At 61.3% G+C, this 21,814-nt stretch carries 19 protein-coding genes and 1 pseudogene; 5 read left to right on the top strand and 15 right to left on the bottom strand.

The genetic code is table 11. From position 1 onward, the window contains the following. Positions 1–176 precede the first annotated feature (176 nt). The 9 genes from B7G53_RS09850 to B7G53_RS09810 all read right to left on the bottom strand — a co-directional run bounded on the left by B7G53_RS09850 (position 177) and on the right by B7G53_RS09810 (position 9,774). Complete coding sequence (locus B7G53_RS09850; RefSeq protein ID WP_096667086.1) at positions 177–1,394, bottom strand: MFS transporter; 1,218 nt, start codon at positions 1,392–1,394, stop codon at positions 177–179. Next, on the bottom strand, positions 1,391–2,605 hold the full coding sequence (locus B7G53_RS09845; RefSeq protein ID WP_096667084.1) for a deoxyguanosinetriphosphate triphosphohydrolase: 1,215 nt from the start codon (positions 2,603–2,605) through the stop codon (positions 1,391–1,393). Before B7G53_RS09845 ends, B7G53_RS09850 begins: the two co-directional genes overlap by 4 nt. Positions 2,606–2,689: 84 nt before the next feature. Further along, positions 2,690–3,805, bottom strand: a complete 1,116-nt coding sequence (gene aroB / locus B7G53_RS09840) for a 3-dehydroquinate synthase (protein WP_096667082.1) — start codon at positions 3,803–3,805, stop codon at positions 2,690–2,692. A 110-nt stretch (positions 3,806–3,915) separates the two neighbouring features. Then, the gene (locus tag B7G53_RS09835; RefSeq protein WP_255249959.1) at positions 3,916–4,458 is read right to left on the bottom strand and encodes a shikimate kinase; all 543 of its coding nucleotides are present in this window, start codon (positions 4,456–4,458) and stop codon (positions 3,916–3,918) included. Positions 4,459–4,635: 177 nt separating this feature from the next. After that, positions 4,636–6,783, bottom strand: coding sequence for a type IV pilus secretin PilQ (gene pilQ, locus B7G53_RS09830; protein ID WP_096667080.1), 2,148 nt, complete (start codon positions 6,781–6,783; stop codon positions 4,636–4,638). Continuing rightward, entirely contained in the window at positions 6,780–7,340 is a 561-nt protein-coding gene (locus B7G53_RS09825; RefSeq protein ID WP_096667078.1) for a pilus assembly protein PilP, read from the bottom strand. The genes pilQ and B7G53_RS09825 overlap by 4 nt, the downstream gene beginning before the upstream one ends. Then, on the bottom strand, positions 7,337–8,011 hold the full coding sequence (locus B7G53_RS09820; protein ID WP_096667076.1) for a type 4a pilus biogenesis protein PilO: 675 nt from the start codon (positions 8,009–8,011) through the stop codon (positions 7,337–7,339). Before B7G53_RS09820 ends, B7G53_RS09825 begins: the two co-directional genes overlap by 4 nt. 27 nt (positions 8,012–8,038) lie before the next feature. Further along, positions 8,039–8,698 (bottom strand): PilN domain-containing protein, encoded by a 660-nt coding sequence (locus B7G53_RS09815; RefSeq protein WP_096667278.1) that lies wholly within the window; start codon positions 8,696–8,698, stop codon positions 8,039–8,041. Continuing rightward, positions 8,695–9,774: a pilus assembly protein PilM gene (locus B7G53_RS09810; protein ID WP_096667074.1), complete on the bottom strand. Its 1,080-nt coding sequence runs from the start codon at positions 9,772–9,774 to the stop codon at positions 8,695–8,697. The genes B7G53_RS09815 and B7G53_RS09810 overlap by 4 nt, the downstream gene beginning before the upstream one ends. Positions 9,775–10,041: 267 nt before the next feature. Between B7G53_RS09810 and B7G53_RS09805 the strand changes: the two genes are divergently transcribed. Then, positions 10,042–12,471: a penicillin-binding protein 1A gene (locus B7G53_RS09805; protein WP_096667072.1), complete on the top strand. Its 2,430-nt coding sequence runs from the start codon at positions 10,042–10,044 to the stop codon at positions 12,469–12,471. Here B7G53_RS09805 and cyaY read toward each other — a convergent pair. Next, on the bottom strand, positions 12,461–12,823 hold the full coding sequence (gene cyaY, locus B7G53_RS09800; RefSeq protein WP_096667070.1) for an iron donor protein CyaY: 363 nt from the start codon (positions 12,821–12,823) through the stop codon (positions 12,461–12,463). The genes B7G53_RS09805 and cyaY overlap by 11 nt on opposite strands. Here cyaY and B7G53_RS23200 point away from each other — a divergent pair. The 4 genes and pseudogenes from B7G53_RS23200 to B7G53_RS09785 form a co-directional block, all read left to right on the top strand. Further along, positions 12,797–12,955, top strand: a pseudogene (locus B7G53_RS23200) (hypothetical protein); the annotation flags it as partial. The gene cyaY and the pseudogene B7G53_RS23200 overlap by 27 nt on opposite strands. Before the next feature lie 54 nt (positions 12,956–13,009). Then, positions 13,010–13,135 carry a hypothetical protein gene (locus tag B7G53_RS23195; protein ID WP_255249966.1) on the top strand — a complete coding sequence of 42 codons (126 nt, stop codon included), beginning with the start codon at positions 13,010–13,012 and terminating at the stop codon, positions 13,133–13,135. 11 nt (positions 13,136–13,146) lie between these two features. Further along, a complete protein-coding gene (lysA, locus tag B7G53_RS09790; RefSeq protein ID WP_096667068.1) occupies positions 13,147–14,436 on the top strand; it encodes a diaminopimelate decarboxylase in 1,290 nt (429 codons plus the stop codon). Between the two features lie 85 nt (positions 14,437–14,521). Continuing rightward, a complete protein-coding gene (locus B7G53_RS09785; RefSeq protein ID WP_096667066.1) occupies positions 14,522–15,349 on the top strand; it encodes an MBL fold metallo-hydrolase in 828 nt (275 codons plus the stop codon). A 70-nt stretch (positions 15,350–15,419) separates the two neighbouring features. On the opposite strand, the gene B7G53_RS09780 is transcribed toward B7G53_RS09785, so the two are convergent. The 5 genes from B7G53_RS09780 to B7G53_RS09760 form a co-directional block, all read right to left on the bottom strand. Then, positions 15,420–16,064, bottom strand: a complete 645-nt coding sequence (locus B7G53_RS09780; protein ID WP_096667064.1) for a sulfite oxidase heme-binding subunit YedZ — start codon at positions 16,062–16,064, stop codon at positions 15,420–15,422. A gap of 69 nt (positions 16,065–16,133) precedes the next feature. Continuing rightward, positions 16,134–17,132 (bottom strand): protein-methionine-sulfoxide reductase catalytic subunit MsrP, encoded by a 999-nt coding sequence (gene msrP / locus B7G53_RS09775; RefSeq protein WP_096667062.1) that lies wholly within the window; start codon positions 17,130–17,132, stop codon positions 16,134–16,136. A gap of 78 nt (positions 17,133–17,210) precedes the next feature. Then, on the bottom strand, positions 17,211–18,557 hold the full coding sequence (gene ccsB, locus B7G53_RS09770) for a c-type cytochrome biogenesis protein CcsB (protein WP_096667060.1): 1,347 nt from the start codon (positions 18,555–18,557) through the stop codon (positions 17,211–17,213). Further along, positions 18,554–20,782 (bottom strand): cytochrome c biogenesis protein ResB, encoded by a 2,229-nt coding sequence (locus B7G53_RS09765; protein ID WP_096667058.1) that lies wholly within the window; start codon positions 20,780–20,782, stop codon positions 18,554–18,556. Before B7G53_RS09765 ends, ccsB begins: the two co-directional genes overlap by 4 nt. A gap of 180 nt (positions 20,783–20,962) precedes the next feature. Then, the gene (locus tag B7G53_RS09760) at positions 20,963–21,607 is read right to left on the bottom strand and encodes a c-type cytochrome (RefSeq protein ID WP_096667056.1); all 645 of its coding nucleotides are present in this window, start codon (positions 21,605–21,607) and stop codon (positions 20,963–20,965) included. Positions 21,608–21,814: the final 207 nt, after the last annotated feature.

Raw genomic sequence — 21,814 nt, 5'->3', positions numbered from 1 at the left:
TGAACAAGTCCTGCAGCGTAGTCGCTCGGCGCAAAAAAAGGCGGTGTGGAGAATGCCAACACGTCATAAGGCTATGCAAGGGCGAGTTTCCGGCCATGGGTAAACCAGGCAAGGCCACGTCAATGGCATGGCATGGCCAATTCGTGCTGCGACCCCGGAGCGAGGTCGGCACGAAGCTAGCGCTCGCGTCCCAACAGGCCGTGAATCTGCCAGGCCAGCCCCATGCCGGCCAGCGCGCACGCACCGGTCACGGTCCAGGTCAGCTGCCAGTGTCCCGCCAGACCCGCCACCCACGCCACCAGCGGCGGTCCGCAGAACTGGCCAAAGGCCGACCATTGTTGCATCCAGCCCACCGTGGCGGGCACGGTGGCCGTGCTCGGAGCCAGACGAACCGCCAGGCTGAACAGTGTTCCCGGGATCAGGCCCCCCAGCATGGAGAAAGCCAGCACCGCCAGATAACGTACCCAGGGGCTGGCATCCACCCCAAAGGCCAGCAGGGCGCCCCCGCCCATGGCGGCAAAGCCTGCAACAAGCAAGGCAAGCGGAGGTACACGCAGGTGCAGCAAGCGACCAGCCGCGAGGTTGCCGATGATGTTGACGGCCGCCGCCAGTGCGGTGAGCCAGGCAGCGGAGGCAGCAGGCAATCCAGCCTGGGCGTAAATCGACGGCAAAAATCCGACCACAGCCAGCCACTGACCCGAATACATGGAAAAACAAAGCGCCACCAGCCAGACGCCGCGTGAGCGCAGCGTCAGGCGCAGCAGGTCATGGCTACCGGAAAAAAGCGACGTCGCCGGGGATGGGGTACGCGATGGCGCCAGCCCCGGAGACTGGTCCGCAGGGACGCTGCGATACACCCCGGCGGCGAGCAAAACGGAAAAGGCGGACAAGAGCCACCACCAGATTCGCCATCCCCAGGCGACATCGGCCTGCGCCATCACCCACGGCCCCACGAGCATGGCCAGTGCTGCGCCCAGCGGCATGTAAGCCCCCCACGCGCCCAACGCGCGACTCAAGCGCCCGGGAGCCACCAGCGCACGCAGAAGGCCGGGCGCGGGCAACACCACACACAGAAACCCCAACCCTTCAAAGACGCGGCTTGCGAGCAGCCCGGCGGTCCCTTGCGCCGCGCCACCCAGGGCACTGGCCAGGCTGAGCACCAGCAAACCGGCGAGCATGCTGCGCCGCGCACCGTAGCGCTGAATCAGCAAGCCGGCCGGCAAACCGAGTGTCATCCCGGCGAGCTGAAACAGCGCCAGCAGAAAACCCGCCTGCACCAGGGACACACCCAACACCTGCTGCAGCGCCGGCAAGGCCGGCGGCAGCTTGCCCACATGCAGCGCCGCCACCACGCCAGCGGCGATTACCAGGCTGGCAGGGTGAATGGCCTTCACACAGGGAACACCACGCGGCCGTTCAGGCGCTCGTGTTCCCTGGCGGCAAACCGGTCTGTCATGCCAGCGATGTAGTCGGCCACCACGCGCTCGGGCCTGGCCTGGTGTCGTGCACTGCCGAACGGCCGGCTGTCAAGTTGGTCGAACCGGTCGCTGTGCGCCTGCGGCATCTGCGCCGGGTCGGCCATGTAAGCGGCAAACAGGTCCCGCACCACCTGCTGGGCGGTCTGTGTGGTCTCGACCACCTGCGGGTGGCGATATAAATTTTGTAGCAGAAAACGCTTGAGGGTCGCGGACTTCATGGCCATTTCATCGCTGAAACAGACCAGCGGCGGATAGTGGCGCACGGCCTGCACATTGGCCGGCATCGCCGCGCGCAAGGCGGCGCCCGTGGCGTCCATCACGTCGTACACCTGGGCACTGAGCATGCGGCGTATGGTTTCAAACAACAGTCGCCGTCCCTGCAAACCAGGGTGACTCGCCAGAGTTTCCCGGTGGTACGCCTCAAACAACTCGACCTCCATGAGCTGCTCCAAGCTGAGCAGCCCGGAACGCACGCCATCGTCAATGTCATGGGCGTTGTAGGCGATCTCGTCGGCGAGATTGGCAAGCTGGGCTTCGAGGCTGGGCTGCTGCGTGTGCGGGCCGTCGCCGCATGGCGCCAGGAAACGCTGCGCCACGCCACCGGGTTCGCGCGCTTCCATCCGCCGGGCGTTGCGGCGGGAGCAATGCTTGAGAATGCCTTCCCGGGTCTCAAAGGACAGGTTCAGGCCGTCGTAGTCCGGGTAACGCTCCTCGAGCGTGTCCACCACACGCAGGCTTTGCAGGTTGTGCTCGAAACCGGCGCTGTCCGGGTTGTGGCTTTTCAGGCAGCTGTTGAGCGCATCCTGACCGGCGTGGCCAAACGGCGTGTGGCCGAGATCGTGCGCCAGCGCGATGGCTTCAACCAGGTCCTCGTTCAATTGCAGCGTGCGGGCGATGGAACGGCCAAGCTGTGCGACTTCGAGCGAATGGGTCAGGCGGGTACGAAACAAATCGCCCTCATGGTTCAAGAACACCTGGGTCTTGTAGACGAGGCGGCGAAATGCGGTGGAATGCACGATCCGGTCGCGGTCGCGCTGAAAGGCCGAGCGGGTCGGCGCAGCGGGCTCGGGGTAGCGACGGCCGCGCGACTGGGCCGGGTCGCAGGCGTAAGGAGCCAGTGCAGTCATGAATCAAGCATCCAATCGGGTCTCCACCCTTTCAATACGTGCGCAGATAGCTATTATTTTGATAGCAATTGATCAGGAAAACACTCATTCGCAGCATGCGTCGATCACCTCGCGCACCAGTGCATCCGGCGCGCTGCGCACAGTTGCGTTGCCGGGACCGTTGATCAAGACAAATCTGATTTCGCCAGCTTCCGCCTTTTTATCCACACGCATCAGTTCCAGGTAGCGCCCCGCATTGTCGGTGGCAGACAGTCTGGGGCCGACCACCGGAAGGCCGGCGCGCTGGACAAGCACACGCAAGCGGTCGACAAACGCCGTATCAATGAGGCCCAGCCTCTGCGAGAGCCGGGCAGCCATCACCATGCCGCAGCCCACGCCTTCACCATGCAGCCATTGGCCATAACCCAGCCCCGACTCGATCGCATGCCCAAAGGTGTGCCCGAAATTGAGGATGGCGCGCAGCCCAGCCTCCCGTTCATCCTGGCCCACCACCGCGGCCTTGATCTCGCAACTGCGCCGGACGGCGTGTGCCAGCGCCGCCGGTTCACGCGCAAGCAGGGCCCCGATGTTCGCCTCGATCCAGTCCAGAAAAGCCATGTCGGCAATCGGCCCGTACTTGATGATCTCCGCCAGCCCGGCACTCAACTCGCGCGGGGGCAAGGTCTGGAGCACGTCCAGGTCGCAGATCACGCGTTCCGGCTGGTAAAACGCGCCCACCATGTTTTTGCCCAGCGGGTGATTGATGCCCGTTTTTCCACCGACCGAAGAGTCCACCTGCGCCAGCAACGTGGTGGGCACCTGCACAAACGGCACACCGCGCATGTAGCAGGCCGCCGCAAATCCCGTCATGTCACCCACCACGCCGCCGCCCAGCGCAAAAAGCACGGTCTTGCGGTCGCAGCCGTTGGCCAGCAAGGCGTCGAAAATCAGTTGCAGGGTGGGCCAGTCCTTGTGCGCCTCGCCGTCGGGCAGGATCACCTGCAGCACCTTGTTGTAATGCCCCTGCAGTGCCTGTTGCAAGGCCTGGGCATAAAGAGGCGCCACCGTGTCATTCGACACAATCAATGCAGTGCTTGCGGCTGGCAAATTCAGGTAGGTGCCGGGGTCGCCGAGCAGGCCGGCACCAATGATGATGGGGTAGCTGCGCTCGCCCAGGTCAATGAAAACCTGCTGCGTCGCCAAGGGGGAATTTGAAGCCATGGCCCAAGTGTAGAGGCTCTGCTGGCTCGTACGGCGCCCTGTGGCCTGCCTCACGGCGCTCCGCTGTCGCACCGCGTTGGCTGGAGCTGGCGTCCGCAGCCGAGGGTGTGTCAGGCACCCGGAGCGGGGAGGACACCCGCCAGTTCAAGCTGCATCACCACCATGTTGACCAGTGCCGCCACCGAAGGCCGCCCGGTTTCCACCACAAACCGGGCGCTTTCGCGGTACAGAGGGTCACGCAGCGCATACAACTCCCGCAAGCGCGCCAACGGGTCAGGCACCTGCAACAGTGGTCGATTCCGGTCGTGCCTCAAACGGCGAAAAACCTCTTCGGGCGCCGAATGCAGGTACACCGCCTGCGTGCGCTGCTTCAAATGCTGGCGATTGGCCAGCCGCAACACCGCCCCGCCACCCGTCGATAAAACGCAGGGCTCACCCAGCGTCAATTCGTCGATGACGCTTTGTTCAAGGTCACGGAAGGACTCCTCGCCCTCCCGCTCAAAAAACTCCCGGATGGACAAGCCGACGCGCTGCTCGATGACCTGGTCGGTGTCAATGAAGGGGCGGCCGAGACGTCGGGCCAGTTGCCGTCCGACGGTGGACTTCCCCGATCCGGGAAGACCGACCAGGGCCACATGCGCTGGTCCGCTCAACAGCTTCTCCTGTCAGGATGGATCACGGCAACAAAAAATGGGAAAGAAGGCGTTGTTGAACATATCTACCGCGGACCGGGTCCATGCAGAATTTGCCTGCAACGCACCCAAGCGATACCGCAAGCCTGCAATAACGAGCCGGGAGGCCATCCCGGCTTCGCGTTGCGCGGCCAACGCTCAGCGCAGGGGCGCGCCGTTGGAAATCATTTTGGGCGAGATGAAGACCAGCAACTCGGACTTGTTGGCGGTACGCGTCCTGGTTTTAAACAGATTGCCCACTCCCGGCAGATCACCCAGCAAAGGAACCTTGGTTACGTCCTCACGTTCGTTCTGCTCAAAAATGCCGCCGATCACCACCGTGCCGCCGTTTTCAACCAGTACCTGGGTCTGGATGTGTTTGGTATCGATCGCAAAACCATTGGTTGTCGACCGCCCCACACTGTCCTTGTTCACGTCAACATTCAGGATGATGTTTCCTTCAGGCGTGATTTGCGGGGTCACTTCCAGCTTCAGGTTGGCCTTGCGGAAGGCGATGGAGGTCGCGCCACTGGAGGTCGCTTGCTGGTAGGGCAACTCGGTACCTTGCTCGATCAGGGCCTTGACCTGGTCGGCCGTCACGATACGCGGGCTCGACACAATTTTGCCTTTGCCATCGGCTTCCATGGCAGAAATTTCAAGATTAAGTAGCCGGGTGGCACCTGACGAGAACAAGGAAACTGCAAAAGTGGCCGCACTGAATCCGTTTTGGCCGATGCCGGGGAGGTTTAAAAAGTCGCCGGTGGTGGTTCCGTAGTTCACGCCCTGGACCGGAGCCCCCGGCGTGGTACCCGGATTGATGTAGGTTGGCCCGAACGATGCGTTGCTTGAGCCATTGAGCGTGAACGGCCGGCCACCTAGCCGAACACCCAATGATTTCCCGAAAGTATCCGAGGCTTCCACGATACGCGCCTCAATCAGGACTTGCCGCACGGGGATATCAATTTTCGCGATGAAGGCCTGCACCTGCTCGAGCTTCGAGGGAATGTCGGTCACAAACAGCTGGTTCGTTCTGGCCTCGGCAATCGCGCTGCCGCGATTGGACAGGATGCGGGCACTGGTCGGCCCGGTGCCGCCCGCCGTGATTTGGGCACCGATATCTGCTGCCTTTGCATAGTTGATCTGGAAAGATTGCGTGCGCACAGACTCCAGGGTCTGGATCGCGTTGCGCGACTCCAGCTCGAGCTTGTCTTTGGCAGCCAGTTCGTCCTTGGGCGCAATCAGCAATACATTGCCTGTTTTCCGCATACCCAGACCTTTGGCCTGCAAAATGATGTCCAGGGCCTGATCCCATGGCACATCCTTGAGGCGCAGGGTCACGGCACCCGACACACTGTCGGACGTGACGATATTGAAGTTGGTGAAATCGGCAATGACTTGCAACAGGGACCGTGTCTCGATGTTCTGGAAATTCAGAGAGAGTTTTTCACCGGTGTAGCCCGGCCCCTGCGACAGTTTGGACTCGTCCACTTTTTGCTGGCGGACTTCCAGCACAAACTGGTTGTCGCTCTGGTAAGCACTGTGTTCCCACGAACCTTTGGGTTCAACCACCATGCGAACCTTGTCCCCCAGCTGGGAAGTGGTCACGCTTTGAACCGGCGTGCCGAAATCGGACACATCCAGCCGGCGACGCAAGCCTTCGGGCAAGGCGGTTTTCAGGAATTCCACCACCAGGGTCTGCCCCTGCTGGCGGATGTCGACGCCCACCTGGTTGTTGGCGAGATCGACCACAATGCGGCCGGAAGCGTCCGTCCCCCGTCGGAAATCGATGTCTTTCAGCGGCAAGGTGTCGCGGTTGCGATTTTCGGCGAAAACAGGCGCCACGACGGGCGAGGGTGTGGCAACGGCGACCGGGTCCAGCGTGATCAGCAAGGATTTCCCCTGAATCTGCGCCGTGTAGGCCGTCGAAGCCTTCAGATTGAGGACAACGCGCGTTCTTTCGCCGGCCTGGACCACGTTGGCGGACCGAAGATTGCCCAGGTTCAGATCAAGGGCCGAGCGCCCCATGGAGTTGCTGACGCCAGGAAAATCAAGCGCAATCCGCGCGGGGGACTGAATCGTGAAGCCAGTGGGAACGGCCGTCAGGGCCTCTTTCAGGTCGATACGAATAACTTCAGAGCCTCCCTGGACGGAACCCGACACCGCCTCGATGGCATTGGGCGCCTGGGCCCAGGCCTGCGTTGCCAGCGCGAGCGTCACCCAGGCTGTAGCGATGGCCAGGCCACCCGATATCCGCGACCACGCACCCCGCACCGGGACTGCCTGCGTCGTCCATGCATTCTTGTTCATTTCGACCCCTCTTGAAGCTGTAAAGTCGCTGTCCGCTCTAACCACTCGCCTGCAGCGTCCTGCACAATTTCCCGCAGGGCGACCTCAGTCTCAGAAATTTTTGTGATGCGCCCGTAGTTCTGGCCCAGGTAGTTGCCCACCCGCACCTGGTAAAGCAGGTTATCCACCCGCACCAGCGCCACTGGCTGGCCCTGCTTGATCAGGCTTCCCACCATGGCGACCGCATCGAGCGGCATGGCTTCCAAAGGCTCTTTGCGCCGGCTCAACTCCGGCGCAATCAGGCCGGCGTTGGCAGTCGCCCGATTGGAGTCGCGGTTCAGCGCCTGCGTCAATTTCTGGGGGCTAAAGGGCTCGACAGCCCCCTCCTGCGTATACGCCTGTGGCGAAAACTTGGTGGGCTCCGGCAAGGGTTCCACTTTGGGTTTTGTCAGGTTGCGTTGCTCGGTCATCCACTGCTGCAATTCCTCCTGCCCGGAAGAACTGCAGGCCGTCAGAACCAAGCACACCACGGCTGTAGACACCAGCGTCAACGCCTTTTCAATACCTGTCCGCTTCATTTTTTGGGGCCTTTCGCGGGCGCTGCTTTACGCTGCAAGGCAACTTCTTCGGGATCCAGATAACGGAATGTCTTGGCGGTGGTGTCCATGCTCATCATCCCGTCCTTGAGCGGAGTAATCGTCATGTTGTTGAGCGTCACAATGCGCGACAGGTTGGCAATATCAGCTGCAAAAGCCCCGATATCGTGATAACGCCCAGACACCTTGATCGCAATGGGCAGTTCCGCGTAATACTCCTTGACGCTGACCTGCCCGGGCCGAAACAGCTCAAACTGCAGACTCCGGCCCAGTCCGGCCTGGTTGATATCCGACAGCAGCGCATCCATTTCAGCCTTGCTCGGCAACTGCTTCTCCAACTGGGTCACGTACTGCTGCACCTGTTCGCGCTGCTTCTTCAAAGCCTCCAGATTGACTGCTTGCGCCAGTTTTTTCTTGAAATCTTCGCGCAACTGCACTTCTTTGGCCTGTTCTGCCTTGAGTTCCTCGTCAGAATCGGCGAGCCATACAAACCAGAGTGCAACCACCACGGCGGCGGTTACAAACAAACACAGAAGAAAACGAGGGAACGCCGGCCAGGACGACGGGTCATTCGGGTTGAGGCCGACAAACTGCGCCTTCAGACCGTCCTGAAGTGCAGAAAAATCCACATTGAATTTGGGTTTACGTGCCATAGTCAGTGTTTGTTCCGGACCGGTGGGTCAGCTCTTGGCCGCAATCGGGCTTGGCAGGGCGGGCTTGCCCGCGGCGGCGCCGGAAGGCCCCGCCGCTGATGCGGCAGCGGCGGCTTTCTGCACATCCGTGGCCCGTTTGAGCCCCACACGCATCGAAAAATTCGCCACACGCCTTTGGTCGCGTGCGCCCAGCGTGATGGTTTTGCCCGTGATTTCAATCAGCTCGGGCCGGGTCAGCCAGGGGCTGTTGTTGCTCAGATTGCGCAGCAACTCGGAGACCCGCTCATTGGACTGAGCCACCCCCGTCAACAACACCACCTGGTTCTCCTGTTTCATGCTGGTGACGTAAACGCCATCAGGCAATTGCCTGACCAGCTCATCGAGCAGGTAGACCGGCAGATTCCGGTTGCCCTGCAGGTCTTCCACCGCCATTTGCCGGGCACGCAAGGCGGCAATTTCCTGCTGAAGGCCCGCAATTTCCTTGATCTGGCTCTCAAGACGGGTAATTTCGGTTTTCAGAAACGTATTCTTGCCCTGCTGCCCCGAAATTTGGGCCTGATACCAGGAATAAACCGCGCCACAGAGCAGAACGCCGGCAATGGCGGCAACACCCAAGGCGACGAAGAAAGCCTCGCGGCGGCGTTTACGCGCCGCTTCGCGGTGGGGAAGCAGATTGACCAGAATCACTGGAAAAACCTCCGCAAAGCCAATCCACAAGCGGTCAGATAAGACGCTGCTTCACGCTTCACTTTGCTCTCCCTTACGTTGTTGCCCAGAACCATGCCTTCAAAGGGATTGGCGACCATGCAGGCAAATGAGGTCTGCTGGGTCACCGCTTCGGTCAATCCCGGCAATGCCGACGAGCCGCCCGCCAGCATCACGTAATCCACCTTGTTGTGTGGCGTGCTGGTAAAAAAGAACTGGAGCGCGCGGCCAATTTCCTGCGCCATGCTGTCGACAAAGGGCTTGAGCACGCTGGCATCGTAGTCATCCGGCAGGTCCCCGCTGCGCTTTTTTCCTTCGGCCTCTTCCGGAGAAAAACCATACTGGCGCACGATCAACTGAGTCAGCTGAGCCCCGCCAAAAGCCTGGTCGCGCTCATAAAGCACTTCATCGTTATTGATGACCTGCATGCTGGTGGTCAGGGCACCGACTTCGAACAGGGCCACCATGGTGTCCAGGCCCTTGTTCGGCAGGCTTTCGATCAACCGGGCTGTCGCCAGTCGTGAAGCATAGGATTCCACATCCACCACCACCGGCTTGAGACCTGCCGCCTCGGCCAAGCCCTGCCTGTCGTTGACTTTTTCCTTGCGGGAGGCGGCGATCAGCACCTCCACATCACCCGCCGAGCTGGCGCTGGGGCCTATGACACAAAAGTCAAGGCTGACTTCATCCAGCGAAAAGGGGATGTATTGATTGGCCTCGGCTTCGACCTGGATCTCCAGCTCCTGCTCGCTCATTCCGCCGGGCAGGATGATTTTTTTGGTGATCACGGCCGACGCGGGCAAGGCCATGGCCACATTTTTGGTGCGTGTCCCGCTCTTTTTGACCAGTCGGCGCACGGCCTCGGCCACTTCGTCAAATTTCTCGACGTTGCCGTCGGTGATCCAACCCCGCTCCAGAGGCTCGATGGCGCACCGGTCCAGCACCAGGTTGCCAGCCTTGTCGCGGCTGAGCTCCACCAGCTTGACGCTGGACGAACTGATGTCCAGACCCAGCAAGGCTGACGATTGACGGTTGATTAAAGACCCCAGAGAGATCAAAACGGTCCCCAGATGACGGCTAATATGTAGCCCTACAAACTTAAGAAATCACTTGAATGCTATCAGTAAGGTCCTTGTACAACAAAGGATTTTCCTGTTTTAGCTTACTATCACCGTTGTCAAAAGTTGACGCTTTCGATAGCTTGGCCGGCGTGGCGCCGGCGCGGCGACAAGGCCACAATTGCAAAATGTGAAATTCCTGACAACCTGCCAAGTCTTCCCAGCATCGGGGTTTTTTACAATGCTGGCGCGAACTTACGTTAAACCATGCCGTCCAATTCATCGACCTCCGAATCCCATCCCTCCTCCGCCCACCGGCGGGCCTGGTTGCCCAAGCTGCTCAAGGTCTTTGCATGGGGCCTGGGTCTGGCGCTGGCTGGCCTTGTCTCACTTCTCATCATCATTGCGGTTGCGCTGGCGGTCGCCTACCCGAACCTGCCGGATGTGTCCGATTTGCTGGACTACCGTCCCAAGCTGCCTCTGCGCGTCTATTCAGCAGATGCCGTTCTAATTGGTGAGTTTGGCGAGGAGCGCCGTAACCTGACACCGATAGGCGAGATACCCAAAGTGATGAAGGACGCGGTGCTGGCCATTGAGGATGCGCGCTTTTTCTCCCATGGCGGGGTTGATTACATCGGTGTGATCCGGGCCGGCCTCGCCAATGTGGGGCGGGCCAAGAGTCAGGGCGCGTCAACCATCACCATGCAGGTCGCCCGCAACGTCTACCTGTCGACCGAAAAGAGCTACACGCGGAAGATCTATGAGATTCTGCTGACCTTCAAGCTGGAACACCTTCTGAGCAAGGACCAGATTCTGGAGATCTACATGAACCAGATTTTCCTGGGACAACGCGCTTATGGCTTTGCCGCCGCGTCGGAGATCTATTTCGGCAAGCCGCTGAAATCCATCAGCATTGCGGAGGCCGCCATGCTCGCAGGCCTGCCCAAGGCCCCGTCCGCCTACAACCCGGTCAGCAACCCCAGGCGGGCCAAGGCGCGCCAGCTCTACATCATTGAGCGCATGGAAGAAAACGGATTTATCACGCCGGAACAGGCGGTGGCAGCCAAAAACGAGGACCTCAAGGTCAAATCCGGCCCTGACGCCGGGCGGGTTCATGCCGAATTCGTGGCGGAAACTGTGCGCCAGCTGGTGTACAGCCAGTATGGCGACGAAACCTACACGCGCGGGCTCAATGTCTTTACCACCTTGCGGGCTGCCGACCAGACCATGGCCTACAGGGCGCTGCGCAAAGGCATCATGGACTATGAAAGGCGGCAGATCTACCGCGGCCCCGAGAAATTCATTGCCCTGTCCAGCGACCCCCGGGAAAACGAAGACGCGATTGACGATGCACTGGCGGAGAGTCCGGACAACGATGATGTGATGTCGGCTGTGGTGCTGGAAGCCGGCCCGAAAAAAATCGTCGCCCTTCGCCAGAACAGCGAAACCATTGAAATCACCGGCGACGGTCTCAAACCGGCCCAGTCGGGCCTGTCCGAAAAAGCGGCGCCCAACATCAGAATCCGTCCCGGCGCCCTGATCCGTGTGACCAAAACGCCCAAAAACACCTGGGAAATCACGCAGCTACCGGAGGTCGAGGGCGCTTTCGTGGCACTTGACCCGCGCAACGGCGCCGTCAAGGCATTGGTCGGCGGCTTCGACTATGAGAAAAACAAGTTCAACCATGTGACGCAGGCCTGGCGCCAGCCTGGCTCCAGCTTCAAGCCGTTTATCTATTCAGCCGCCCTCGAAAAAGGCTTCACCCCGGCGACGGTCGTTAACGACGCCCCCCTGTTTTTTGACGCCGGCGTCACCGGCGGCCAGCCCTGGGAGCCCAAAAATTACGACGGCACCTTCGAAGGCCCGATGAGCCTGCGCCGAGGTCTGGCCAAGTCAAAAAACATGATTTCCATCCGGATACTGCAGGCCATAGGTCCCAAATATGCACAGGAGTGGGTCACCCGGTTTGGTTTTGACGGCGAGAAACACCCCGCCTACCTGACGATGGCCTTGGGTGCCGGCTCGGTCACACCGCTGCAAATGGCCTTGGGCTATTCCGTGTTTGCCAATGGCGGCTACCGCGTCAATCCCTATCTGATCACCAAAATCACCGACCAGAAAGGCAAGGTCGTGGTCGACAGCCCGGCGCCGACACTCGTCGAGTCAGTGCGTGGCATCGAAGCGCGCAACGCCTTCATCATGTCCAACCTCTTGCAGGAAGTGGCCCGCAGCGGCACCGCCGCCAAAGCCCAAGCGACACTGAAACGGCCCGACCTCTATGGCAAAACCGGCACCACCAACGATTCGATCGACACCTGGTTTGTGGGCTTCCAGCCGACCCTCACCGCGGCCGTGTGGATGGGCTACGACACGCCGAAAAAACTCGGTGATCGGGAGACCGGGGGCGGCCTGAGCTTGCCGGTCTGGATCAACTTCATGGAATACGCGCTCAAAGGGGTGCCAGTGACCGAGTTTTCAGCGCCAGAGGGTGTGGTCAATATCGGCGGTGAGTGGTTTTATGACGAATACGCCAAAGGTTCCGGCATCAGCAGCGTGGGGCTGGGAAGCCGCCCCGCCGCCACCGGCGCCGGTGTGGACAACCCGGTCACCGGCCAACCAGTGCCGCCCGGCGCCGTCATCCAGACCCCGCCACCGAGCGACGAACGCCGCCGGATTCTGGATCTGTTCAAGAACTAGCGGAGCGCGCGCCTGACGGTGCGCTGAACACCAGCGGCTGCCCGGCCTGTGCGCTGGCGTAACGCGAGAGTTCCGCAAACAGCGCGCTGCCGTCCTTGGTGTCGGTCCACTGGCCCAGGCCCTGGCTGAACCGGTAATGAAAACCACCCGCGCGGGCGGCCATCCAGATTTCCTGAAGCGGCTTCTGGAGATTGATGATGATCTGGCTGCGGTCGGCAAAAGTCAGCGTGATCATGCCCCCGGTCCTCTGGTTGTCGACGTCGGCATCGGTTTCGTCGTTGATGCGGTCACACGCCATTTCAATCGCCTTGAGGGCGGCTTCGGCATGGTCCAGATACTCGAGGTCGGTCATTACAATCCCATCATGTTTGCAAGATTTCAAATCCAGCGTCAAATTCTAGGCCGCCGCCCACCTGCCTCCTGCGCTCATGGCCTTTCAACGGTGGCCGCGGCCCTCGCCTTGGCCATGGGTCTTGCGGCTTGCGGCCAGAAGGGCCCCCTCTTTCTCCCGCCGCCGCCCAAGGCGCGCCCGGCGGGCATGACCCCTTTCACGGCGCCCGCACCCGCTGCCGCCGCCAGCGCACCGGAGAGCGCCACGGTCACCCCGAGCGATCTGCCGGCACCGCCACCCGCCTCCGGCCCCACGACCTTGCCGCTGCGATGAAAGCACCGGCCATGAACACGACGGCATCGACCGCCCTGCCGGGCGCACCCCAGCTGGCCTACCGCCAGGACGGCCTGTACCTGGAAGCGGCCCGCCTCGATGACCTGGCCAGCCAGTACGGCACACCGCTGTTCGTGTACTCCAAAGCTGCCATGCTGGCGGCCCTGGCGGCCTACCAGCAGGGCTTTGCCGGACGCGATGCGCAGATCTGCTACGCCATGAAGGCCAACTCCTCGCTGGGCGTGCTGCAGGTGTTTGCCCGTGCCGGCTGCGGTTTTGACATTGTTTCCGGCGGCGAACTCGAGCGGGTGCTGGCGGCCGGCGGTGATATGCGTAAAGTCATTTTTTCCGGGGTCGGCAAGACACGCCCGGAAATGCGGCAGGCCCTGGCCGCCGGCATCGGCTGCTTCAATGTCGAGAGTGAAGCTGAACTGGATGTGCTGTCCGGGGTGGCGCTGGCCATGGGCCGCGTCGCACCGATCAGCATTCGCGTCAACCCCAATGTCGACCCGAAAACCCACCCCTACATCTCGACCGGCCTCAAGGGCAACAAATTTGGCGTGGCGCATGAGGATGCACTGCGGATCTACCGGCACGCGGCGTCGCTCCAGGGGCTGCGAGTGGTCGGGATCGACTGCCACATCGGCTCGCAGATCACCGAGACCACGCCTTACCTGGACGCCATGGACCGGATACTGGACCTGGTCGACAGCATCGAAGCGGCGGGCATCACGATTGAACACATCGACTTTGGTGGCGGCCTGGGCATCAACTACAACCAGGACGCACCGCCCGCGGCAGATGTGCTTTGGCAGGAACTGCTGGCGAAACTGGATGCACGCGGCCATGGCGGCAAAAAGCTCATGGTCGAGCCGGGCCGCTCGCTGGTGGGCAATGCCGGCGTCTGCCTGACCGAGGTGCTTTACCTCAAGCCCGGCGAGCAGAAGAATTTTTGCGTGATCGACGCCGCGATGAACGACCTGCCGCGTCCCGCCATGTACCAGGCGTTTCATGCAATCGTGCCGCTGGAGCCGCACCGGGACAGGCAACAGGCGTCCTACGACGTGGTAGGCCCGGTCTGCGAAAGCGGCGACTGGATAGGCCGGGACCGCACGCTGGCTGTGGCCGCCGGCGATCGTCTGGCCGTGCTTTCAGCGGGGGCCTACTGCATGAGCATGGCCAGCAACTACAACACCCGGGGCCGTGCCGCCGAGGTGCTGGTCGATGGTGAACAAGCCCACCTCATCCGCGAGCGCGAAACAGCGGCCGACACCTTCCGCGGCGAAAAACTGTTGCCATGAGGACCACGTCTCTTGATACCCATCAAGAGACGTCTGCAGAGGTGGAAGTACAGTCGGTTTTTTCAAATCGACGTTACGCACGCACATGCCTCTGGAACTTTATCGCGACAAAAATCACGCCTGCCTGATGTTCACCGACCTCATCGAGGAAGATGGACAGGCGGTTCAGGCCAACCAGTTTCTCATCGTGGACCACGGCACGGGGGCCATCATTGATCCCGGCGGCAACCTGGCCTACAACGAATTGTTCATGGGCATGACGCAGCATTTTCCACCGCACAAGCTGTCCTACATCATCGCTTCACATGCAGACCCCGACATCATCGCTTCGCTGGATCGCTGGCTGAGCAGTACCCAGGCCATGCTGGTGATCTCGCGGGTGTGGGAGCGTTTTGTTCCGCATTTCACCAAGGTCGGCAAGACCGACAAACGCGTGATCGGCGTGCCCGACGGGGGCGGGCGCCTGCCTCTGGGCGCCAATGAACTGTGGTTGATCCCGGCGCACTTCATGCACTCTGAAGGCAATTTTCACTTCTATGATCCGGTCAGCCGCATCCTGTTCACAGGGGATCTCGGGGTGTCGATGATGTCCGGCGCCCAGGCGCGCCAACCGGTCACCAGTCTCAAGCCGCACATTCCGCTGATGGAAGGTTTCCACCGCCGCTACATGGTCTCGAACAAGATCCTGCGGCTGTGGGTCAACATGGTGCGTCCCCTGGACATCGCCATGCTGGTGCCGCAACACGGCGCACCCATCGTCGGCAAGCAGGCGGTGAACGAATTTTTCGACTGGATTGAAAACCTGATGTGCGGGATCGACCTGTTTGACGATCGCGCCTACCAGCTGCCTGTGGCAGGCATCGACCCGGTCGGACGCCAGACCCGGCCGGCGCTGCGCGCGGTGAACGCCTAGGTTTCAGGTAAAAACCTGCGCCAGCCCTTATCAGTCGTGCGTCGTCAGCTCCTGAATCAGGAGCAGTCAGTCACTGCAGCCGCGTCGCTGTGGCAGGACGGGGAGCCGCGGGATGCTTGCGCCGCCCCCAGCGCTGCCATACACGCCAGCCCAGCAGCGCCGCGATGATGGCCGCATAAACCGCCACCTCGGCAAAATCGTTTTTGCCGGAGCGCATCCAGAAAAAATGCAAAAGGCCCAGGCCTGCAATCAGGTACACCAGCTTGTGCAGCATCTGCCAGCGCTTCGCGCCAAGCCGGCGGATGGCTGCATTGAAGGAGGTCGCGGCCAGCGGTGTCAACAGCAGGAAAGCGGCAAATCCCACCAGAATGAACGGCCGCTTGATGATGTCCCTGACAATGTCGGCCACATCAAAACCCATGTCGAACCAGCTGTAGCTGAGCAGGTGGACCAGCACGTAAAAATAGACAAACAACCCCAGCATGCGGCGAAAACGCGCCAGCGCGGGCGTGCTGCTGATCACCCGCAGTGGCGTGACGGCCAGCACGATACACAGGAAACGCAGGGTCCAGTCGCCTGTTGCCCGGATCAGCGCTTCCGCGGGGTTGGCGCCCAGCTGGTTGGTCAACGCGCTGTAGAACAGCCAGATGAACGGCAACAGGCAGGCAAAAAAGACCGCGGGCTTGGCCGCCGGATGGAGGAGAAGTTTTTTCATGGTTGAAAAGCCGAACCGGCGCCGGGGTGCCGGACCAGAGGTCAGGTCCTGGCGCGCCCCGGCTGCGAATCAATAAAACTTCTTCAGATCCATGCCCGCATACAACTGCCCCACCTGGGCCTCGTAGCCGTTGAACATCAGGGTTTTGCGCTTCTTGGCAAACAGGCCATCTTCGCCAATGCGGCGCTCGGTTGCCTGGCTCCAGCGCGGATGGTCCACGGACGGGTTCACATTGGAATAAAACCCGTATTCGTTGGCCGCCGCCTTGTTCCACGCGGTACGCGGTTCCTTGTCGGTAAAGCGGATCTTGACAATGCTCTTGCCGCTCTTGAAACCGTATTTCCATGGCACCACCAGGCGCACCGGCGCACCGCTCTGGTTGGGCAGCACTTCGCCGTACATGCCGAAGCTCAACAGGGTCAGCGGGTGCATCGCCTCGTCCATGCGCAGTGCCTCGACATAGGGCCAGTCCAGCACACGCGAGCCGACAAACGGCATGGTCTTGGGGTCGGCCTGGGTGATGAACTCGACATATTTGGCGCTGCCCAGCGGCTCGACCTTCTTGATCAGCTCCGCCAGCGAATAGCCGACCCAGGGAATCACCATGGACCAGCCTTCGACGCAGCGCAGGCGGTAAATGCGTTCCTCCTGGGCGCTGAGCTTGATCAGGTCTTCGATGGCATAGGTCCTCGGCTGCTTGACCAGGCCTTCGATGGCCACCGTCCAGGGCTTGGTCACCAGGGTGTGGGCATTTTTGGCCGGGTCCGACTTGTCGGTACCGAATTCATAGAAGTTGTTGTAGCTGGTGACGTCCTTGTAGTCGGTCACTTTCTCCATCGTGACCGCGCCCGCCACCCCCGATTTGGCACCGGGCAAAGCAGCCAGCTTCCCGGGCTTGGTCACAGCCTGCGCCATCGCGTCACGACCGGCCCAGGAAGCGATGGTCGCACCGACGGTGCCAGTGGCCATCAGCTTGATCAGGTTGCGCCGCTGCTGGTAGACGCCCTCGGGCGTGATGTCGCTGGGAACGGTGTGGTCGAAGCCACTGTGGTCGGTCTTGATCAGCATGGTGTGTCCTTGTTATGGCGTGGATGATTGAAAGTTAGTCTTGGTACGCAGCCACTTCTTACAAGGATTCAACCCCGGCTACAAGGTTCCGTAACTGTGCAGGCCCGACAGGAACATGTTCACCCCCAGGAAGGCAAAGGTGGTGACGGCCAGCCCCACCAGGGCCCACCAGGCGGCCACGGTGCCGCGCAGGCCCTTCATCAGCCGCATGTGCAGCCAGGCCGCGTAGTTGAGCCAGACGATCAATGCCCAGGTTTCTTTCGGGTCCCAGCTCCAGTAACCGCCCCAGGCCTCGGCCGCCCACAAGGCGCCCAGCACGGTGGCGATGGTGAAAAACGCAAAACCGACGGCAATGGCCTTGTACATCACGTCGTCGAGCACCTCGGCGCTCGGCAGGCGTGCTGCAATGCGCTGGCGGCCCAGCAAAATGGCAGCGGCAATCAGGCCGGAAACCAGCAGGTAACCGAGCCAGTAATTGGTACCCCCGATTTCGGTCGACTTGCGAAACACAATCGGCACAAAACACAGGACCACGCCCAGCAGCCACAGTGGCGTCAGTTTGTACCAGCGGGTCTCCAGCGCCTGTTGCTTGATCAGGTAAGCCAGCGACACCATGGCCGCCAGCGAGAACATGCCGTAACCGATGAAGTTGGCCGGCACATGCAATTTCATCCACCAGCTCTTGAGGGCTGGCACCAGCGGCTGGATTTCATGCGCCTCGCGGACCACGGTGTACCAGAGCAGAAAACCCACGGCCGCACTGACCACCAGCATCACAAACGCACCCATGGTGCGGGTCTTGTACTGCGCTTCGAAATAAAGGTAGAACGCCGCGGTCATCCAGCTGAACAGCACGAACACCTCGTACAGGTTGCTGACCGGAATGTGGCCCACATCGGTGCCGATGAGGTAACTTTCGTACCAGCGCACCATGGTGCCGACCAGTGCCATGCCCACAGCCACCCAGGCAATCCGCGAGCCCAGCAATTCCATCGTGCCGCTCTGCCCGCGGGCAAACATGCCGATCCAGTAAAACGCGGTGCTCATGAAAAACAGCACGCTCATCCACAGGATGGCCGACTGGCTGGACAGGAAATACTTGAGCCAGAACACCTGTTCGGCGCGTGCCAGATCGCCCTGGTAGGACACGATGCCGAGCAGGGAAAAGCCGGCCACCAGCAGCATCAGCGCACGCAGCGGACGCCAGAACCAGCCCATCGCGATCACGGCAGGAATCGCGCCCAGCAAAATGCCTTTTTCATAGACATCCATGAAGGCGCTGTAGCGGGCAAATCCGTACAGCCCGCCCGCCAGGACGATGGCCGCAAAAATCCAGTCCAGCGCATTGCGCCGGGCGAAATAGCCTTCCTGCAGGCTGATGGTGGTCGCGTTTGTGGTGCGCGAGTTCAGGGTGGTGGTGTTCATCGTGGCACCTGTAAAAGTTTGGTTTTCAGCATTTCAAATTCCTTGCCGCCATCCATGGTCTGGCGGTTGGTCGACATGGCCATGGTCGCCTGGCTGCCTGCGCCCGATTCTGGCCTCTTTTCGAGTCCTGTTCCGGGTTCCGCCGAATCCGCACCTTCTCCCGCCGGCGCCAGCCAGACCCAGAGGCGGCGCTCGCGCACATACAGCATGGCAAAGATGCCCAGAATCAGCAGCGCACAACCGAGGTAAACGATATTTTTTCCGGGTGTACGCGCCACCTGGAACACGCTGGCCTGCAATTGGGTGAAGTCCTTCAGCTCAAACGCCATGGGCGCCGGGTAATGGTGGGCATCACTGAGGGACAACACGGCCTGCGCCATGAAAGCCTGGGTTTTTTCGTCGCGCGGCAATGGCGGCAAGCCGTTTTGCTCCCGCGTAAGCTGCGCCAGCTCGAACAACACGCCATTCAGAATGCGCACCAGCACTTCGCCGGCGCGGTTGCGCTCGTCTTCCGGCACGTTGGTTTCCATGAAGTCGGAAATCGCCTGCAGCCCGGCCAGCGGCCTGGCCTGGGCGCCGCCCGCCGGCTGGTCGGGGCCGGCGAACAGGGCCAGTGCCCGCGACGCGGACGCGGACAACTGCTCGGCCAGATCGGGGCGGTCCGTGGCGATGGCCTGTCGCACATAACGCTGGACGGCCTTGTCGCGCTGGGCCGGATCGGCCAGCGCGCGACGCAGGCGCAGGAAACCTTCCATGCTGCCCTGCTCGTCGGCGGGAATACGCAGGTACTGGAAAGGCTCGGCCGGGGTTTCGCGCACACCCAGCAAAAACAGCGCCGGGCTGAACTCGGCCGTGTCCATCTTGACCGGCAGCATGTAGTTGTGAAACTCCCTGGCCTGGCCGGACGCGTCGCGCAGCTTGTAGGTCACGCTCGGACCGACATTGCGCAGTTCCTTCTTTTCGCGGGTCTTGTTGGCCGCGCCCAGGCGTGCATCGAGGGCCTGGCGCAAATCGACCTTGCGCACATCCGCGCCCGACGTCGCGCCCATGCTGCCCGAGCCACCAAAATTTTCGACGTTGATGACACGCAGCGCGGTGTACTCCAGCGTCATCTTTTCGGCCCCGTTGGTCAGGCTGCTGGAGCCGCCAATCGTGCCCTGGATTTCAAAAGCCTTGCTGGCCACCTGGCTGCCGGTGGCCAGCGGCACCGCCTTGAGCGTGACGCTGGAACCACCGTCGTCAAAACTGGACTGGTAGATTTCGATGTCCTTGTGACGGGCCGGATGGTTGACCTCGACCCGGGCCGGGATCTTCTCGCCGGTTTCCTTGTCGTGAATCACGATCTCGCTGGCAAACAGCTTGGGCATGCCGGTCGAGTAGTACTCGACAATGAATTTTTTCAGTTCCACCGCAAAAGGCAGATCCTGCAGCAGAACGCCGCCGGGCTGGTTCAGGATGGCGGTGCTTGACTGCGTGCCCTCGGCGACCAGCAGGTTGGCACGGAAGGTGGGGTTGCGCTCGCTCAGCCGGTGCTGGACCGGCACATCGGCAATCAGTCCACCGCCGGCGTACACCGCCTTGTTGTTGAACCACATCTGCGCACGCACGATCAGATCGCCATCAAGCAGGCCGCCCACACACACCAGCACGATGGCGCTGTGTGCCGCAATGTAGCCCAGCTTGTTGGCAGCGCCGGCCTTGGCCGCCACCATCCAGCCTTCGCCGCCGGATGTGCTTCTCTGCTGCAGCTTGACCTTCCAGCCGCCCTGCACCAGCGTCTGCCCGATGCGCCGCGCGGCCGCCTCGGGCCCTTCAGCCAACGCCGCTTCGGCGCGGTGCCCGAAAGCCTTCAGGCTTTGTTCACGGATATTTTCCTTCAGCTGGTTCAGGTCAGCGAGGATTTTCGGCGTGTTGCGGCTGATGCACAGGGAGGTGGAGATCACCAGGAAGGCCAGGATCAGCATGAACCACCAGGCGCTGTACACCGTGTACAGGCTGACGGCGCCAAACACCTGGGCCCAGAACGGGCCGAACTGATTGACGTAGTTGCCGATCGGCTCCTGCTGCTTGAGCACCGTGCCTATCACCGAGGCGATGCAGATCACCGTGAGCAGCGAGATGGAAAAGCGCATCGACGACAGCAACTCCACGGTGGAGCGCAGGGCGTGCGAGCCCGCCTTGAGCCTCAGGCCGTGGGTGGAAACTGCGTGGCTGGGAACGGTCATGCGTGGTGGTCGGTGGTAGAGCGGCAATAAAAAAGGCGGGTCTTCTGAAAAAGACCCGCCCTGTATGGAGTAACTATTCTGGCTGAGGTTCAACACAAACTGGGCGAGCCCCTGTATTTTCCGGGGAAACAGGTTTCACCTTTCCCCCCAGCCAAGGATTCCATGGATTTTTCAGGGAATTCAGCGCAAACCGGCGATGTAGTCAGCCACGGCGCGGATTTCCCTGTCGTTCAGTTTGGCGGCAACCTGCGTCATCTGCAGGTTGTTGTTGCGCCCACCATCGCGGAAGGTCGTCAGCTGGGTCGCGGTGTATTCGGCATGCTGGCCGCCCAGACGTGGGTACTGCGACGGGATGCCGGCGCCGTTCGGGCTGTGGCAACCGGCGCAAGCCGGCACCTGGCGATCGGAGATGCCACCGCGGTAGATGCGCTCACCCAGCGTCACCAGTGCCTTGTCCTTGGCGAAACCGGGCTTGGCCTTTTTACTGGTCACCCAGTAAGCGATGTTTTTCATGTCATCGTCGCTGAGGGCGCTGGCAAACCCCTTCATGACGGGATTGTTGCGCTTGCCCGACTTGAATTCCTGGAGTTGCTTGACCAGGTATTCGGGGTGTTGCTGCGCCAGTTTCGGATTGGCGGCAATCGCGGAATTGCCATCCGCCGCGTGGCAGGCGACACACACCGCGGTGTAAGTGGCCTCCCCCTTGACCAGATCCGGCTTGGCCACCTTGGCCGGAGCGGCCTCGCCGGCCGCCCGCGAGATAGCCGGGACAAGCAGCAGGGCGGCAAATAAATAAGTAATCAACGAAGTGGAAACAAGCTTCATATCGGGGGTTTAATAGTTGACTCTAAGGTGGACCAGGCAATCGGCGCACAGCCTTGGGCTGAAATTAATAGCCCGCTGGGGCGCCAACCAACGCAAAACCCCCTGATTTTACAATGGCTTGGGGGACAATCCCAAATATGAGCATATCTCCCCGATCTACACCCGTTAAAACGCAGAAGCCGACCGCCAAACGGGCGCCGCCCAAAG

Origin of the sequence: Polaromonas sp. AET17H-212 (genome assembly GCF_002379085.1) — a bacterium.
In the GTDB taxonomy this organism is placed as follows: Bacteria; Pseudomonadota; Gammaproteobacteria; order Burkholderiales; family Burkholderiaceae_C; genus Polaromonas.
This window is presented reverse-complemented; position numbering and strand designations above follow the sequence as displayed.

Excerpts from the sequence above, each read along its gene's own strand:
- B7G53_RS09760 (WP_096667056.1), bottom strand. The coding sequence starts at position 21,607 with ATGAAGCTTGTTTCCACTTCGTTGATTACTTATTTATTTGCCGCCCTG.
- B7G53_RS09805 (WP_096667072.1), top strand. The coding sequence starts at position 10,042 with ATGCCGTCCAATTCATCGACCTCCGAATCCCATCCCTCCTCCGCCCAC.
- B7G53_RS09785 (WP_096667066.1), top strand. The coding sequence starts at position 14,522 with ATGCCTCTGGAACTTTATCGCGACAAAAATCACGCCTGCCTGATGTTC.
- B7G53_RS09780 (WP_096667064.1), bottom strand. The coding sequence starts at position 16,064 with ATGAAAAAACTTCTCCTCCATCCGGCGGCCAAGCCCGCGGTCTTTTTT.
- pilQ (WP_096667080.1), bottom strand. The coding sequence starts at position 6,783 with ATGAACAAGAATGCATGGACGACGCAGGCAGTCCCGGTGCGGGGTGCG.
- msrP (WP_096667062.1), bottom strand. The coding sequence starts at position 17,132 with ATGCTGATCAAGACCGACCACAGTGGCTTCGACCACACCGTTCCCAGC.
- B7G53_RS09825 (WP_096667078.1), bottom strand. The coding sequence starts at position 7,340 with ATGAAGCGGACAGGTATTGAAAAGGCGTTGACGCTGGTGTCTACAGCC.
- ccsB (WP_096667060.1), bottom strand. The coding sequence starts at position 18,557 with ATGAACACCACCACCCTGAACTCGCGCACCACAAACGCGACCACCATC.
- B7G53_RS09845 (WP_096667084.1), bottom strand. The coding sequence starts at position 2,605 with ATGACTGCACTGGCTCCTTACGCCTGCGACCCGGCCCAGTCGCGCGGC.
- lysA (WP_096667068.1), top strand. The coding sequence starts at position 13,147 with ATGAACACGACGGCATCGACCGCCCTGCCGGGCGCACCCCAGCTGGCC.
- B7G53_RS09820 (WP_096667076.1), bottom strand. The coding sequence starts at position 8,011 with ATGGCACGTAAACCCAAATTCAATGTGGATTTTTCTGCACTTCAGGAC.
- cyaY (WP_096667070.1), bottom strand. The coding sequence starts at position 12,823 with ATGACCGACCTCGAGTATCTGGACCATGCCGAAGCCGCCCTCAAGGCG.
- B7G53_RS23195 (WP_255249966.1), top strand. The coding sequence starts at position 13,010 with ATGACCCCTTTCACGGCGCCCGCACCCGCTGCCGCCGCCAGCGCACCG.
- B7G53_RS09765 (WP_096667058.1), bottom strand. The coding sequence starts at position 20,782 with ATGACCGTTCCCAGCCACGCAGTTTCCACCCACGGCCTGAGGCTCAAG.
- aroB (WP_096667082.1), bottom strand. The coding sequence starts at position 3,805 with ATGGCTTCAAATTCCCCCTTGGCGACGCAGCAGGTTTTCATTGACCTG.